General features: G+C 55.2%; 17 protein-coding genes. 5 read left to right on the top strand and 12 right to left on the bottom strand.

All coding sequences use genetic code 11. From position 1 onward, the window contains the following. Positions 1-76 precede the first annotated feature (76 nt). From MMAR10_RS01050 to MMAR10_RS17270, 9 genes are read right to left on the bottom strand one after another with little or no spacing between them, the layout of a single operon-like run. Positions 77-643 (bottom strand): RNA polymerase sigma factor, encoded by a 567-nt coding sequence (locus tag MMAR10_RS01050; protein ID WP_011642143.1) that lies wholly within the window; start codon positions 641-643, stop codon positions 77-79. Then, positions 627-1,061, bottom strand: coding sequence for a periplasmic heavy metal sensor (locus MMAR10_RS01045; protein WP_011642142.1), 435 nt, complete (start codon positions 1,059-1,061; stop codon positions 627-629). Before MMAR10_RS01045 ends, MMAR10_RS01050 begins: the two co-directional genes overlap by 17 nt. Continuing rightward, the gene (locus tag MMAR10_RS01040; protein WP_041636673.1) at positions 1,061-1,384 is read right to left on the bottom strand and encodes a hypothetical protein; all 324 of its coding nucleotides are present in this window, start codon (positions 1,382-1,384) and stop codon (positions 1,061-1,063) included. The genes MMAR10_RS01045 and MMAR10_RS01040 overlap by 1 nt, the downstream gene beginning before the upstream one ends. Before the next feature lie 16 nt (positions 1,385-1,400). Continuing rightward, complete coding sequence (locus tag MMAR10_RS01035) at positions 1,401-1,850, bottom strand: nuclear transport factor 2 family protein (RefSeq protein WP_011642141.1); 450 nt, start codon at positions 1,848-1,850, stop codon at positions 1,401-1,403. Beyond that, positions 1,847-2,962, bottom strand: coding sequence for an acyltransferase family protein (locus MMAR10_RS01030; protein WP_011642140.1), 1,116 nt, complete (start codon positions 2,960-2,962; stop codon positions 1,847-1,849). The genes MMAR10_RS01035 and MMAR10_RS01030 overlap by 4 nt, the downstream gene beginning before the upstream one ends. Before the next feature lie 3 nt (positions 2,963-2,965). Continuing rightward, positions 2,966-3,814: a DUF2231 domain-containing protein gene (locus MMAR10_RS16820; RefSeq protein ID WP_150099674.1), complete on the bottom strand. Its 849-nt coding sequence runs from the start codon at positions 3,812-3,814 to the stop codon at positions 2,966-2,968. A 58-nt stretch (positions 3,815-3,872) separates the two neighbouring features. Next, positions 3,873-4,565 carry a formyltransferase family protein gene (locus tag MMAR10_RS16595; RefSeq protein ID WP_011642138.1) on the bottom strand — a complete coding sequence of 231 codons (693 nt, stop codon included), beginning with the start codon at positions 4,563-4,565 and terminating at the stop codon, positions 3,873-3,875. Further along, entirely contained in the window at positions 4,562-5,242 is a 681-nt protein-coding gene (locus MMAR10_RS01010; protein ID WP_233353849.1) for a methyltransferase family protein, read from the bottom strand. The genes MMAR10_RS16595 and MMAR10_RS01010 overlap by 4 nt, the downstream gene beginning before the upstream one ends. After that, positions 5,223-5,411 carry a DUF2933 domain-containing protein gene (locus MMAR10_RS17270; protein WP_083759481.1) on the bottom strand — a complete coding sequence of 63 codons (189 nt, stop codon included), beginning with the start codon at positions 5,409-5,411 and terminating at the stop codon, positions 5,223-5,225. The genes MMAR10_RS01010 and MMAR10_RS17270 overlap by 20 nt, the downstream gene beginning before the upstream one ends. Positions 5,412-5,577: 166 nt before the next feature. Between MMAR10_RS17270 and ftsH the strand changes: the two genes are divergently transcribed. The 5 genes from ftsH to MMAR10_RS00985 are packed head-to-tail and all read left to right on the top strand — an operon-like array spanning position 5,578 to position 12,401. Then, entirely contained in the window at positions 5,578-7,401 is a 1,824-nt protein-coding gene (gene ftsH, locus MMAR10_RS01005; RefSeq protein WP_011642136.1) for an ATP-dependent zinc metalloprotease FtsH, read from the top strand. Then, positions 7,386-8,753, top strand: coding sequence for an MBL fold metallo-hydrolase RNA specificity domain-containing protein (locus MMAR10_RS01000; protein WP_011642135.1), 1,368 nt, complete (start codon positions 7,386-7,388; stop codon positions 8,751-8,753). The genes ftsH and MMAR10_RS01000 overlap by 16 nt, the downstream gene beginning before the upstream one ends. Then, a complete protein-coding gene (locus MMAR10_RS00995) occupies positions 8,750-10,309 on the top strand; it encodes a thymidine phosphorylase family protein (protein WP_011642134.1) in 1,560 nt (519 codons plus the stop codon). Before MMAR10_RS01000 ends, MMAR10_RS00995 begins: the two co-directional genes overlap by 4 nt. Continuing rightward, a complete protein-coding gene (locus MMAR10_RS00990; protein ID WP_011642133.1) occupies positions 10,297-11,214 on the top strand; it encodes a ribose-phosphate pyrophosphokinase in 918 nt (305 codons plus the stop codon). The genes MMAR10_RS00995 and MMAR10_RS00990 overlap by 13 nt, the downstream gene beginning before the upstream one ends. Continuing rightward, positions 11,214-12,401 carry an acetate/propionate family kinase gene (locus tag MMAR10_RS00985; protein WP_011642132.1) on the top strand — a complete coding sequence of 396 codons (1,188 nt, stop codon included), beginning with the start codon at positions 11,214-11,216 and terminating at the stop codon, positions 12,399-12,401. Before MMAR10_RS00990 ends, MMAR10_RS00985 begins: the two co-directional genes overlap by 1 nt. A 94-nt stretch (positions 12,402-12,495) precedes the next feature. Here the strand turns inward: MMAR10_RS00985 and MMAR10_RS00980 are convergent, their stop codons facing one another. The 3 genes from MMAR10_RS00980 to MMAR10_RS17265 form a co-directional block, all read right to left on the bottom strand. Then, positions 12,496-12,804 carry a P-II family nitrogen regulator gene (locus MMAR10_RS00980; protein WP_011642131.1) on the bottom strand — a complete coding sequence of 103 codons (309 nt, stop codon included), beginning with the start codon at positions 12,802-12,804 and terminating at the stop codon, positions 12,496-12,498. Positions 12,805-12,866: 62 nt separating this feature from the next. Further along, positions 12,867-15,305: a hypothetical protein gene (locus MMAR10_RS00975; protein WP_011642130.1), complete on the bottom strand. Its 2,439-nt coding sequence runs from the start codon at positions 15,303-15,305 to the stop codon at positions 12,867-12,869. Further along, positions 15,280-15,612, bottom strand: a complete 333-nt coding sequence (locus tag MMAR10_RS17265) for a hypothetical protein (protein WP_418904049.1) — start codon at positions 15,610-15,612, stop codon at positions 15,280-15,282. Before MMAR10_RS17265 ends, MMAR10_RS00975 begins: the two co-directional genes overlap by 26 nt. Positions 15,613-15,614 lie beyond the last annotated feature (2 nt).

The following is a 15,614-nucleotide window of genomic DNA, read 5'->3' as shown; positions in this document are numbered from 1 at the left end:
GGCGGGGACAAAGCGCACGCACACCCGGGCACAAACCTCTTCGTTGGTAGGTTTACGTAAGCCGCGGGCACATCCCTCACGTGGAAAAATGCTCTTTGAGCAGCTTGCGCGCCCGATAAATCCGCACCTCAACCGCCTTCTCAGACACGCCCATGATTTCACCGATCTGAGCCAAAGGCAGGTCATCCACAACGGAAAGCAATAACGGTGTGCGCAGCCCCTCGGGCATTTTGCTGATGACGTCCTGCGCTCTGGATAATTCGCCCGAGCTCAAAGCAGTGGCTTCCGGATCCGGTGCCTCTGCTACGAAATCGTCTCGTTCACTCTCAAGACCAACCCAATTTAGAGTTTTTCGGCGACGATGGTGGTCGCGGGCCTTATTCCGCGCGATGACAAAAAGCCAGGCGAGAAATGGGCGACCCAAATCGAACCGGTGAAGATTTTTGAAAACAGCCACGAAGGTGTCCTGCGCGACATCATGGGCGTCATCTGAATTGCGAATATGGCCCATCAAAAACCGTAAGACGGTTCCTTGATGTTTGTCCATCAGGCGATTGAACGCGGCATGGCTTCCTGCTTGCGCGTCAAGAGCCAGGCGAGCATCTTCACGCTCGCTATCCGTCAACTCATTCGGTTTCGGCATGAAAGGCCTGCGCAAGCCTCAGATCAAACTCTTGCACTTGATCGGGGTCGAGTTCGGCACGCATGGATAGGATGTGATTGAGGGTCTCCATCTGTAGCCCCCCCATAGCCGTATGAAAATCCTCAGCAGCCCGCGCCACATCGTCCGAAAGCGCCTGATCGCGCAAAAGCGCTGCGCCAATTTCGCGCCGCGCTTCCTCCATTTCCGCTTCATAGCTCTCGCGGACGATTGCGAACGCGGTCTCAAGGCTTTCAATAGCCACCTCTTGCTGAGACGACAAATGAAGTTCGTCATGCACGATCGCATGAAGATTCGTGGCCGCGTGATCGCTGTCGTCAAAGACAGCGATGCCCAACCAAACACCGAGGAAGCCGCCTACAACGCCAAGAACGGAGGCGACGATGCCGGCGCGCAGCATCAATGCTTATCCTTAGATGGCGCGATCATCGCGACAATCGAGTAGGATGAATTGGTATCAAATATGGCCAGATCATCATGGGGGTCCGACTGCGCCATTGCCGCACCCGACAAGCCGCCCACTACTAACGCTAAAGCCGCTGGTGCCGAGCGCAACGCGACCGCAGGCATTAAAGGTCGCAAAGCGTTGCGAACTCGATCAACCCAGCTTTCGCGAGTGTCAATTTTTGCCCAGACCGCATCGCGAAAGGCTCTTTGGTCCATCTCCGGCGGCCGCGAGACCGCCTCTAGCAGTTTATCAAGCTCTCGGTCTTTCATAGTCATACTCCTTTCACTCCCCTTAAGAGGTGTGTAGATGCCGGATTTTCCAGCCGTCATCGGACCGCACCAACAAAGCAGTCCCGTGCGCATCGCGCTCACGGGCCTCGCCTCGCACTTCGTACTCCATACGAATATCGAAGGTTGCGAATGCAAGTGTCTCATCGACTTCGATGGTGTAGTTGGACCAATCATAAACATGAAAGGTCACGTGCTCAGCGGCAAATTCCGGTGCCAGATGATGATCGCGATAATTAGCCCAGCCAACGTCCTGGCCCGAGCCTTCAAAAATCGTAAACTCGGTTCCAGCCTGCAGGACATAATTCTCCGCAATGGCAACGTTTTCTTGCGCCAGACCACCGGAATAGCCTTCCAGGACTTCCATGATGTCTTCATTATCGTCCGCCCAAGCGTTCGAAGTGACGGCTAGGGTCATTGCAATCGCGAGCGATGCGGCTGAAAATTTCTTCATAGTCGTTTCCCCTCAATCGAAGATTTAGTTGGTGTTTTCAAAAGGCGGTCGCCCAAGGCGCGAATGCCGGTGCGTGCGGGTTTTTCAATGATTTGGTAAGTAACAGCCGATGCCCCAATCATGATCACCAGCAACGCAGCAAACAGGCTTGTCGACATTGTTTCATCGATCACACCCAAGACATCTTGAAGCAGATTGAATGACACCATGAAGAACGGCACGTGGATCATGTAAATGGCGTAGGAGACATCTCCAAGATACACGAAAAAGCCATGGTTGGTTTTCGTCACGGCGCGACGATCGAGCTCTGCGAGTAAGAAGATCAACGGTGCGCCCAACAGCGCAAGAACACGGTCGTCGACTGCGATATGTGAGCCAAACAGGTAAAGGGCCACAACAACCGCCAAGCTAGCCCTAGCTATCGGTTTAGGCAGCTGCCACTTCTGGCCGAGGCGATACAGCCCTACCCCAATGAGGAATTCTGGGATTATCCGGATGACACCATACCGTTCCGTCGCCATCGGTAACGTCTCGCCAAAGAAACGCAGGTGGACCTGATCGAGTACAAAAAATAGCGCCACAGCTAAGGTAAGCAGGATCAAAGGACGGTTTTTTAGCGCAACAGCCACCATGAGATAAGCTGGGAAAGCGAGATAGGCGAACCACTCCGCACTGATCGACCAAGAGGGCCCGTTCCATCCAAAATTCGGAGCAAAGCCCCAAGCATGCACCATCAAGAGATGAGCTGGCAGATCTTGCAGCGGGAAGCGGTCTTGCTCAAACGGGACGCCTAATTGCGCGGCACCGATCGCGACAAGGCCCAAAAAAGCGAGGGTAGCAATATGAAGCGGATAAATGCGCGCAAATCGTGCGATGATGAAGCGGCCGAAATTAAATCGGCCCTCTTCGCGGGCTGCCACATAGACGTGAGTGAGCACGAATCCTGAGAGAATAAAAAACAGATCCACACCAAACCGACCCATAGCGAATATCTGCGAGGTCGCATCAATGTCGATCACCCAGGGCTCTCGCCAATGGTAAAACACGACCCATAACGCCGCGAAAAAGCGCATGCGAGTCAGGCTAGGAAGGTTTTGTGGGTAGGTCTTCACGCACTAACCTCCCATCAAATGCCGAAGGCCGCCATGCGCCAATGACCCGCCCAAAAAGCCGTTTAGGGCTACGGCCGCGGCCGTGCCGAAAAGGCTAATGTTGAGAACCATAGAGGGTACGGCACTAGGGTTTCGCCGACGCCACTCGACAGCCGCCGCAACGGCGAAGAGGCCCAACGCCAACGCGGATCCGAGCCAGCGGTGTGTTAACATCACGCCAGCTTCACCGCTTGCCATCGGTCCGGCGTGCGCCCAACCGAAAAACCCGGCGACCAATCCACCAAACGCTCCGGTCCAAACCAGGAAGCGGACAATGTCGGAATAGGCCTGCTCATCGCGCGCTATATTCAACGCCTGTGCAAACGCCGCGGCGAGGATGAGCGCGATCGGAAAATGCACAGCGACGGCATGAAACACGCCGAGTTTAGCGAGCGCGCGTTCGAACGGCGTTTTCGGCCCATCATCACCCCAATGGCTATGCCCTTCGGATTGAGCGGATGCGTCGCCATGATGGTCATCTCCGCTAGCGCATGGATCGAGCATTCCGTCCTCGCTAGTGCCATGATCGTGCGCTTGGGCAGCGCTTTCGGCGTCGGTGTGATAGGGCGCGGATTCATCATGAGCGTGATCGGATTGCTCGGACATCGATGATGGCGCCGGTGCATGATCATGAGACGGCGTGTTCGGATCATCGTGATGATCCGTTTGCTCAACGTTTTCCGGAGCGGTTTCCGTTTCTTGAGAGGCCGCTACTGGCTCATGCTCGGCAGGGGGGTGGGCAAAAGCGCTCGAACTATCCAAACCAATAATGAACAACCCAATCAGGCCAATAATAGCAATTCGAAAAGACACGCGATGAACTCCCATCAGATGTGATGTGGGAGAATTACGCGTCAAACCGCCGCACCCCTCAAAAAAGCAACATATCAGTTTGGAATGCCAAGAGATCCGAATCGTGATGCCGTTCAGAGAGCCGTGGGGCGATGACATCTTCTGCGCACGCGCGGACCAATCGATCCTGATCAGCGGGCAACAACCCGGCAGGCTGCATACACAGTCGATGAAAATCCGCGTTCGTCCGTTTAATCCCGGACCAGTGCACTGGTAGGCGCGGCAAATCGTTATCATTTACAGCGCAATGGGTACCCAAAACGGAAAATAGATTCACTGCGTGGGCATAGGTGCGGTCAGCAAGATCGCCGCGAACGGGTAATGAAGGCATATCGAAGGTGTCTAGCAGTACGATTGGACCCTCATCGACGCGTTCTTTCATTTCATGCGCTGTTACGCCGTAGCGCTGCGCTTCATTCCATATTGCGAAGCTTTCTGGATGAGAGCCCGGATATTCCGGAGGCCCGGGATGGATATTGTAGGGCGTCAACACGAGCTGTTCGAGGATTGGTTTAGGGACGATTAGGTCCGTGAGGAAAGCAATGAGACGCACATGTCCAGATCGTCGATCTACTTCGCTGCTCAACGACTCCAACGTATCGCAAAAAACCACCTCCAATGCTGGGTTTTGCCGCCTCAAAAATATTTCAAAATGTGGTTTTTCTTGTTCGTTAGTGAGCAGAATAACCGATCGATTTTGTTGCACGCTCATGACGGCCTGGTTGGCGTCGACAGGGATGGAACAAACCGAGGAACACGCGCCGCGTAGCGATCAAAATCCTCACCGTGCGCGGCTCGGGTTTCTTGCTCTTCAATCAAGGCAAGCCGAACGTACATCCATATGAGGACAGGGTACATGACCAGTGTGAGCAGTGTTGGCCATTGAAAGAGAAAGCCGGTCAAAATGAGCACGAAGCCAATGTATTGAGGATGGCGAACACGAGCGTAGGGGCCAGTTTGCGCTAATTCACCACTCGATTGAGCGGTGTAAAGGACACGCCAGGCGCTCGCGATCAGCCAAAAGCCGCCACCAATAAATAGGGCGCTTATGAGGTGAAAGGGACCGAAATGCGGATTGCCTTGCCACCCAAAGAGCATTTCGGGTAGATGGCCCGCTTCATGACTGAACCAATTGATCTCGGGATAGGCCGATTGAAGCCAACCAGACAGGGCGTAAAGCGTGAGGGGAAAGCCATACATTTCGGTGAAAAGCGCGATCAAAAAGGCGCTAAATGCTCCAAAAGACCGCCAATCGCGCCAAGAGCGCGGCCTCGAGAAGCTCGCAGCGAACAAAATAAAAACGGCTGAATTCAGCGCGACCAGAGACCAAAGACCATAATCCGACTGCGTCATCGTGTTTGTCTCTACTTTAGTGGCGATGATGACCATGCATGAGCCCGTGCCCGAATACGCACAGCGCGAGCAGTCCAAGCAAAACCCAATCGCTGGTGATATGGGCGCGGTGTTCAAAGAGCAGCAAGAAACCGCCAACAGCAGCAAAAAGGCCTAGCGCCAGCCAAGCCAGACGCGGCGGGGATTTCGGCGAGGGTTCAGTCATTGATCAAGCTCGCAGGTGTCGTTGAACGTCCATAAATCACTCTGTTTACGCCTGGCGGGAGTCTTTCCCTCACGAAACGCTCGCCATTGCTCGAACTCGCAACAGGTTAGTCGGTAACGCGAGGGGTCGCGAAAATTCGTGCGTAAGCAGGATGGAGGAGGGCCCGATGGACCGACGTATATCTCTTCATACTTGGTACGCGGTGTTTGTAATATTTGCCGTTTTGATGCTGCAAGCTTGGCTCGGTCAGGCCAATCATCAAGAAGCCGTACCATTTAGCGAGTTCATCTCGGCGCTGGAAAATGGCGAGCTGTCTGACGTTGAAATTAGCGGACAAGTCATCCGCGGAACACGCGTAAGCGGAACCGCCGATCTGCCTCAACATATCGTAGCGACGATTGTAGAGCCCGCCTTGGCGCAAACCTTGTCGCAATATGATGTGACCTATTCCGCACGCGCGCAAAGCGGTATCGCTAACGCTCTAGTCTCCTGGTTTTTACCGATGGTCTTTTTCCTGGCCGTCTGGATGTTATTTATCCGACGCATCGCCAATCACGGCGGCATGGGTGGCAATGCTGTTTCAATCGGACAATCCAAAGCCAAGGTCTATGTTGAAGCCGATACACGGGTGACCTTCGCCGATGTTGCCGGCGTCGAGGAAGCCAAGGCTGAACTCAAGGAAATTGTGGCGTTTCTTAAAGACCCGCAAGGCTATGGGCGATTGGGGGCTCGAATGCCAAAGGGGATTTTGCTAGTAGGCCCGCCGGGTACAGGCAAAACCCTTTTTGCACGTGCGATGGCGGGCGAGGCTAGTGTCCCATTTTTTTCGATAAGCGGTTCGGAGTTCGTGGAGATGTTCGTTGGCGTCGGCGCCGCGCGAGTTCGCGACCTGTTTGAAAAAGCGCGTGAAAAGGCCCCGGCGATCATATTCATTGACGAGCTTGATGCCCTGGGCCGGGCTCGTGGCGCCTATCCGGGTCTGGGCGGGCACGATGAGAAGGAGCAAACGCTCAATCAACTCCTCTCCGAGCTCGATGGTTTTGACCCTAGCCGCGGCTTGGTCCTTTTAGCCGCGACCAATCGGCCGGAAGTTCTAGATCCCGCGCTTCTTCGCGCCGGCCGGTTTGACCGACAGGTCCTTGTGGACCGTCCTGACAAATCTGGGCGTATCGCAATCCTTCAAGTGCATACGCATCGTATTGAAATCGAAGACGATACAGATCTCGATGAGATCGCCGCTCTCACGCCAGGCTTTAGCGGCGCAGACTTGGCCAATCTGGTCAATGAAGCCGCGCTTTTAGCTACACGGCGCGATGCCCAAGCAGTCAGCCTCATCGACTTCGTGGCTGCGATCGAGCGCATTGTGGCCGGGCTAGAAAAGAAAAATCGTCTCCTAAATCCCATCGAACGAAAAACCGTTGCCTATCACGAGTTGGGCCATGCGCTCGTCGCTATGGCGCTTAAGAACACTGACCCGGTTCAAAAAGTCTCAATTATTCCCCGAGGGATCGGCTCATTGGGCTACACAATCCAACGACCAACTGAAGATCGGTTTTTGATGTCCAAAGCCGAGTTAGAGGCGAAAATGGCCGTCCTCCTAGCCGGGCGTGCCGCCGAACAAATGGTGTTCGACGAAGTCTCCACGGGCGCCGCCGATGATTTACAAAAAGCCTCCCAGATCGCCCGCGCCATGGCGACGCGATATGGCATGGTTGAGGATATCGGCCAGGTCGCGCTGGAAAAGGAAGATCATGCCTTCCTAGGAACGCGTACAGAAGGGCAAATCTCTCACTACAGTGAGGCCACTGCCCAAAAGATCGATGATGCCGTTCAAGCTGCGATCGCTCACGCATTCGAACGTGCAACTCAGATCTTGTCCAGTCATCGAGAGGCGCTTGACGACGCTGCCCTGATCCTCCTCGAAAAAGAAACGCTGACCGGACAAGAATTGGCCCGGATTACAGGAGCGCTCACATGGAAATCAGCTTGAGGTTCTTAGGCGCGGCAGGAACAGTGACCGGATCCAAATACCGCCTCGATCTTGGAACGCACAAATGGTTGATTGATTGCGGGCTCTTCCAAGGTCATCGGTCGTTAAGAGAGAGAAATTGGCGACATCCGGCGATCAATCCGTCGGAACTAAGAGGGGTGCTTCTCACCCACGCTCATATCGATCATTCCGGCTACCTACCCGTTTTGACAAAATCCGGTTTTGCTGGACCGGTGTATGCGACACGAGCAACAGTCGACCTCTGTCGTATCCTACTACCGGATAGTGGGTTCTTGCAGGAAAAAGATGCGGAGTTTGCGAATAGACACGGCACGTCTCGCCATCGCCCGGCCAAGCCACTTTACACCCGTGCAGATGCCGAAGATGCCCTAGCATTATTCAAGGGTTTGGACTTTGGCGATTTTCAAGAACTCGGCCACGGCTTCGCGGCCAGGTTTCATCCTGCTGGCCATATCCTTGGCGCAGCTGTCATCGAGCTGGACCTACCCAATGGAAAAACAGCAGTCTTCTCCGGCGATCTAGGGCGACCCAATAGTGCGACGATGTTGAGGCCAGAAACCGTCACCCACGCGGATTATCTAATCGTTGAGTCTACGTACGGAAACCGAAAACACAAAGACATTGAGGTTGAAGATCTCCTCGCCGAGATCGTGTCGATAACCGCCAAGCGTGGCGGCACGATTATTGTGCCTGCCTTTGCGGTTGGGCGCGCTCAATCTCTGCTCTACCACCTCAGTCAGCTCAAGCGCGACAAACGCATACCGGATCTGCCAATTTTCTTGGACAGTCCGATGGCCATCAATGCCAGCGAGCTTTTTTGCGAGCATATTGACGGGCATCGCCTTAGCGCGGCCGAGTGCCGCCAAGCCTGTGATGTCGCGACCTATGTGCGCTCGACAGAAGATTCAAAAGCCCTGACCACCAACCGGATGCCCAAAATCATCATCTCCGCGAGTGGAATGGCGACCGGCGGGCGTGTCGTACATCACATCAAGAACTACGTGTCAGACCCTCGAAATGCACTTTTGTTCACAGGCTTTCAGGCTGCAGGCACGCGAGGACGCGCGATCGTGGATGGCGCACAGAGCGTTAAAATCCACGGGCAAAACCTGCCCGTTCGAGCAAGCGTTCATAATCTCGATTCGCTCTCTGCTCACGCCGATGCTGATGAAATCATCGCATGGTTGAGCCAGTTTGGATCTGCGCCGGAGATGACCTTCATCACACATGGTGAACCTGTCGCAACGGCGTCGCTGAAAGCTCGTATCGAGCAAGAATTGAGCTGGCCGTGCCACGCGCCCGTGCTGGATGAGAAGGTCGAGTTGTCATGACGAAAATGATTGACATCAGTGCAATGCCGGCAGAGTTGAGCGAGAAAAACACGCTCACAGCTCGAAGGTTAGGGATCGATACGCATGAGCACGCCGTTATCTATATGCGTGCCGACTGTCACATTTGCCGAGCGGAAGGGTTCAATAACCACGCGCGTATAAAGGTAAGCGGTCCGTCAAACAAAGCGATCATTGCGACCCTAAATCTGGTTGTAACCGATCTGTTGTCGCCGGGTCAGATCGGTCTGTCTGAAACCGCTTGGCTAAGATTGCAATTGAACGAGGGCGACCCAGTTCGACTTATTCACCCTGCGCCGCTTTTGTCATTGAGCGCTGTTAGAGCCAAGATTTTTGGCGAGCCGTTGGACCAGAATAATCTGGACGCAATCGTCGGAGACATCGCAGCAGGCCGGTTTTCTGATATTCATCTTTCTGCATTTCTCACCGCCAGTGCTGCCCACGAACAGAGCTTCGAGGAAATCCGTGATCTCACACTCTCGATGGTCAATGTCGGCCAGCGTTTAGACTGGGGACGCGCACCGATCGTGGACAAGCATTGCGTTGGCGGGTTACCGGGCAATCGCACGACACCAATTGTTGTCGCTATCTGCGTGGCCGCTGGCTTGACCATGCCCAAAACATCCTCGCGGGCGATTACGTCACCAGCGGGCACCGCCGATACAATGGAGACTCTCGCGCCGGTAGAGCTTGATGTTTCGGCCATGCGGCGCGTCGTTGAGACGGTGGGCGGATGTATCGTTTGGGGTGGTGCGGTTGCGTTGAGCCCCGTGGACGACACCTTGATCCGAATAGAACGCGCGCTCGACATCGACAGCGATGGCCAGTTAGTCGCCTCGGTCTTGTCGAAGAAAATCGCGGCGGGCGCTACTCATTTGGTGATCGATATGCCCGTCGGCCCGACCGCCAAAGTGCGAACTGAAGAAGCGGCAGCAAGACTAGAGGGGCTCTTCGCGCGCGTAGGCTCCAATCTTGGTCTCAACTTGAAGATTATGCGGACGGATGGCTCGCAACCGGTTGGACGTGGTATTGGGCCGGCATTGGAGGCGTGGGATGTGCTGGCCGTTCTCAACAATGAGGGACACAACGTTCCAGACCTAACCGTTCAAGCGACTCTGCTTGCCGGCGAGCTTCTAGAAATGGGCCAGGCAGCGCCGGCAGGCCGTGGAGCAGAGCTCGCGACCGAACTATTGGTCAATGGCAGGGCATGGCGTGCATTTGAAGCAATATGCGAAGCCCAGGGCGGGTTTCGTGAGCCGCCGACGGCGCCTCACTATCAAGTCATTCAATCACCGCGCGATGGTGTCGTCGGACGGATCGATAATCGACGACTCGCCAAGGCGGCTAAGCTGGCGGGTGCGCCAGCGTCGAAGGCCGCCGGCATCGTGTTGCACGCGAAACTGGGAAGCCAAATGGTTAAAGGACAACCGCTTTACTCGCTGCATTCCCAGTCACTCGGTGAACTCTCTTACGCTCACGACTACCTCGCGAGCCAACCTGAAATCATCGAGATCGAGGAAGAACAATGCCCCCGCTAGTATTTGCGTTTGATGACAGCGCTCAAATTGCCCGCCGCATCGCAGAGGAATTGTCAGCGGAAACCGGCCATCTCTTCTCAAAGGCCTTCCCGGATGACGAGACTTATCTACGGTTCGACACGCCAGTAGCAAACCGCGAAGTGGTCTTAGTTTGCAGCCTGGATCGACCGGACAAGAAATTCCTACCGCTCGTCTTCGCGGCGGCAACGGCCAGAGAACTCGGGGCGCGCCGTGTCGTGCTGATCGCACCATACTTAGCCTATATGCGTCAGGATAACCGGTTTCAGCCAGGCGAGGCGGTCTCTTCTACCTATTTCGCGAAAAGCCTGAGCGCGTGGTTTGACGGCCTTGTCACAATTGACCCGCATCTTCACCGCTACCACGATTTATCGGAGGTTTACGACATCCCCAACCGCGTGCTCCACGCTGCCGATACGATCGCGGCATGGATCGCCGAGCACGTTCCCGGAGCCTTAATTGTCGGACCCGACAGCGAGAGCGAACAATGGGTGAGTGCTGTAGCCCAAACCGCGGGTGTGCCGTTCACCGTCCTGCACAAAACCCGCCACGGTGATCGTGATGTCGAGATTTCCCTACCCAAAGTCGAGGTATGGCAAGATCGTATTCCTATTTTGGTTGATGATATCATTTCTACCGCCCGCACGATGATCGAGACGGTTGGTAATCTTCAAAAGGCAGGCCTGCCGCCACCAGTTTGTATCGGGGTTCACGCTATTTTTGCCGACGACGCGTTCCTGGCACTTCATGAGGCAGGGGCCCGGCACATCCTTACTTGTGACACTGTCCGCCACCCAACAAACGAAATCTCCGTTGCGCCTTTGGTTGCCGCAGGGTGTAGCGATTTACTGGTCGAACTTTCGTCGAACGCGGACGCACCCAAATAATGCGTGTTTTGACGATCAATTGCGGTTCCTCGAGCGTTCGCCTCGCCGTCCATGATGTGGTTGGAAATCGGGTAACCGAACGCGTAAGGATCTCATGCGGGAAGATTGGCCACAACGAAGCGCGCATAAAGTTCCGAGCGAAAGATGCCAATACGGCAGAAAACTGGCGATACAAACTGGAAACGCACCATCAGGCCGTTCACCACCTTCTCTACCTGTTAGACAGCGAGCATTGGCTCGACGACGTTGAGGTGGTCGGACACAGATTCGTCCATGATGGCGGGTTTTTTAGCCAACCTGTGTTGATCGGGCCAACGGCACGCTCGCAGCTCGAGCGTGCCGCCCGCTTTGCGCCTCTACATATGCCCGCCAGTCTCGAGGCGCTCGATGCGGCCGCCGTCCGCCTGGGCAAGTTGCCGCAATATGCCGTGTTCGATACCCATTTTCATCATAACTTGCCGGACCTCGCCCAAGACACAGGATTGCCCAGAGATTTCGTGTCGCATCCAGTAAGGCGCTACGGTTTTCACGGCCTGTCCTGCGAATATGTTTTGGATTGGTTTCAGTCCCAGGGGCCAGAGCAATTGCCTTCACGGCTTATCGTCGCGCATTTGGGGTCAGGAGCCTCCGCCACAGCCATTCTCAACGGTCAAAGCGTGGACACGACTATGGGGCTAACGCCCGTCTCCGGTCTACCGATGGCGACCCGGTCCGGCGACATTGATTTTGGCGCCGCGCTCTATGTTGCGGAGAATTTAGACATGACCGTCTGCGCGCTTCGAAAATTGCTCAATGAGAATGCTGGATTGAGCGGACTTTCGGGTCTGTCTGGCGATATGCATGAACTCATCGAGCGCGTCGCCGAACAGCCTTCAGCACGCGATGCGGTAGACTACTTTTGTTATCATACCGCGAAGCACATCGCCGGCTTGACCGTGCCGTTAGGTGGGCTGGACGGAATAGTGTTTACAGGGGGTATCGGTGCCGGCAGCACAGAGATTCGGGAGCGTATTTGCCAGCGACTTACTCATTTCGGGCTCGACATGCGCAATTTAAAAAAATCGGGGAACAAAGCTCCGCATCTCGAAGGCGCTAAGGGCACAAAAGTTTTTGCAGTTCGGTGCGATGAGAACGCGGTGATTGCGCGGCATGTGAGTGGCCTGCGCTCTACGTTACCCAATATTTGATATCTTAAAACAAAGCCTTGAGGCGCCGCGATCGGGACCGCACCTCTCGATGCAACCACACTCTTTTGTTTGACAGGTTCAGTCTCGCGGTGCGCTACGCCGTTTGGTCAGAAAGGTGATAAAACCCGTCAACGGGCGATACGGCTAGGATGCCCCCGTCCTCCGCGGCAGGTCCCATAACATCACGTATAGCATCCACCACATCTGCAACGTGTTCTTCAGCGAGAAAAAGCTGAAGCCGAGCCTTCGTCGTCATTAAATCGCGTTGATAGAAATTCTTGTACGCGCCATACCCTTTCGTGTGCGAAACACTCAGGCCGGGCACACTTAATCGGCGTAGCCGTTCCTCTACAGGTTCGACCATCTCTGGGCTGATAATTGCTGTCAGGTTCTTCATTGCCATCGGAGATCTCCGTGAAAGACATGCTCATGGAGATTACGCGCCGGCGCCTCCCATCCCTTAAACTACTTCCAAAACTCCATTGTCGGTGCCCGAACGCCGCGAACGATTTCAAGCTCGGCTTTTGAAAGGCACGTCTCAACTCGTTTTCCACTTACATGACATGCCCGTTCTACGATGTGCGCCCAGGTCATGCCGTTGGCAAACAACATCCCGCTAACATCGAACGTGCCACCGCGGTTCCGAAATCCGAGAAAAGCGGATCGGCGCGCTCCAGTATCGAGCGGCCTTAAACATCCCGACATCGCCTCAGCGCGGGTATGAACCGCAAAGACACGAGCCTGAGCGTGAGGAGGAAATAGCTCTTCGACCAGGGCTTGGGATACGCAAGCCTCCGCCTCGATCTCATCTCTGGGGAAGCGGAAACGTCCCGGTTCAGCGATATAGACAATGCTATGGGACATACCAGAGCGCTCCAGGCGCTCAGCCGCTTTGAGCGTTTGTTCCAGTTGATATGCGCCGATCGCTGCTAAAATAAGAGATTCTTGCCCCGAGCCGCTCACACGGATCGCGCCGTCGGCGCACAAACGCTCCGCTTCTTGTCGCGAAAAAACCGAAGACACAGCCCGCTTCGGGCACACGATATTCCAAAACTCGCCACGTGATTTGTAAACCGCGTCGATCATGGCGAGAGCACTATTCCAATCAGCGGGAAATTGGACACGACAAGTATCTGACATTTCGCCCAAGAGCGCTTCTGAGAGTGTGGTGTCTTGATGGGAAAGCTCGTTTTTTCCGTTCTCCCACGTGTGCGAAGACGTGATCAGCGGCATGCTGAGCCAGAAGCGAGATTTGCCGGACTCTTTTAAATGGCGCGTGAAAATCAGATCCTGACGAATAGCCCCAAGCATTTTCACCGCGAACGCTTCATAGGAGACAGCGAGCGATATCCCACCCTTATTTGCCAGGGCTGCACATATAACAGCCTCCTCATTCAAGGCTGTGATCACGCCTCCATCAACGGCTTCAGCGATACCTGGCTCAGGCGCGGTCACACGGTGCTTGAGCAGATCCAATGTGGCGTTCATTCGATTGGACCGCATTTCGTCCGGATTACCGACCCGGATGCGTACATCTTTGTTTAGGGCAAACAGCTCTGCGGCATACGCATCGATCGCCTCCATAGGAGATGAGGGCTTGTTGGTCCGGTCCCAGCGTGGATTCGGATACCTAGGTTCAATCGGTTCGCGCGCTACCATCGGGTGGTCACGTTCTTTAGGGCGCGCCACCTCCTTGTGATTGTTGAGCGCGTTTGCAGCGGCGTTTAGCTCTTCAAGTGGGACGTACAATTTTCGAGCCGCTGTATTGAATAACTCGCGAGCGGTCTCGTCGTCGCGTGGATTTGCGCCCAAAGGCAGATTATGCGCTCGATTAGTTCCGGCTCCGGGAAACCCGAAGCCTTTGACAGTCTCGGCAACACCATAGTGAAGGGGTACAGGGTATTCGGCCTCACCCCGCTTGATCGCCTCCGAGCAGGCACTTAAACGCGACTCGATTTGCAAGACTCCCCAAGCGAATGATGCGGGATCTCGGCCATCCAAACTGATCGGGTCAAAGCCGTTTAGTTTTAAGTGCTCCGCAAACCAATCTGTTCCTCCGTCCTGGGCCATACTCGAGCGTTGATCGATCCGTCGGCCATTCGCAATCATAATCGGGGCGACCAAGCCGGTATCTTCTGCCCGCCACCATCGAGGCGCCCAATCAGAACCGCGTTGCTCTTCAAACGCCCCGTCGCTTAAGAAGGCAACGAGCTTTTCGTCGGGCAGAGGCATGTGGGGATAAAGCAATTCAGCAAAGCCTAAATATCCGCCCTCAATCATCCCACCCGCTGTCGTGGCATTGACATGACTTCCAAGCGGCGACAAGGGGCGCCCATCGGCCCCAATCTCACAGGAATAGAAGTCTGTCACGAGTTTGGAGAGCTGTTCGTCACTGAGACCGTAGTGGCTGGCTTGAGCCTCGGAAAGATTGTTGACAAGCACGTTGACCGCATCAATCGCTGCAACGCAGTGCCCCTGCCCCATTACCCAAGACCGGGTCTCACCGGACAACGAGTTTGCGAGAAGGTATCCGGTGTAAGCGGGCACCATATTAAGCGCGCCGCCGGTGTGGCCTTCCGGATTGGACTTAAACTCCTGGGAATCGAGAGGGCGGCCGTCGAGGTACACGCTCTGCGCATAGGTCATGTGAGCGACCAACCACATTCCTGCGCTTGATATCATGTCGGCGGCCCGGAAGAGCGCGAAAACGTCGGTACGAGATCCGTATCGGCCCGTCGCGACCAGCTCATCTGCGAGCGCGTGCACACGGCACTGTGTCGCCGGTTCGTGCTCGATTACCCCATACCCCGCTGCCCATTGCGCGAAATCTGCATCATGGGTCCGAAAGTCCCGAGCGCGAGCTTCGACGTGATGACGTTTATGAATTGTGCGCTGGGCGTTCATATTGACCTCGTCTTTGATGAGATTGATTAGCTGTGCAAGTGAGAGCTGTCGCTTCGTTCGCGGTCGAAAAATATCCGACACGGGATGCATCGACCGGGCGGCGATGCTCATCGATAAGCGGACACGGAACTTGCGACAGGATAAGGCGCATGAGATCGAGCCCTGCTCTAGGTTTGTCGTCCGCGTTCGCAACCAACCAAGGCGAGTGTTCGCGCGCGTAGCGGGCGAGCGTGTCATTTCGCGCCTGAGCGTAGTCGGGCCAGATTTCGAGCGCGCTCAGCGCAGTGCGGTGTTCTCGCCGAACCATGG

It is taken from the genome of Maricaulis maris MCS10 (genome assembly GCF_000014745.1).
Classification (GTDB): Bacteria; Pseudomonadota; Alphaproteobacteria; order Caulobacterales; family Maricaulaceae; genus Maricaulis; species Maricaulis maris_A.
Note: the sequence above shows the minus strand (reverse complement) of the source record. Positions and strands in the feature narration are given on the sequence as shown.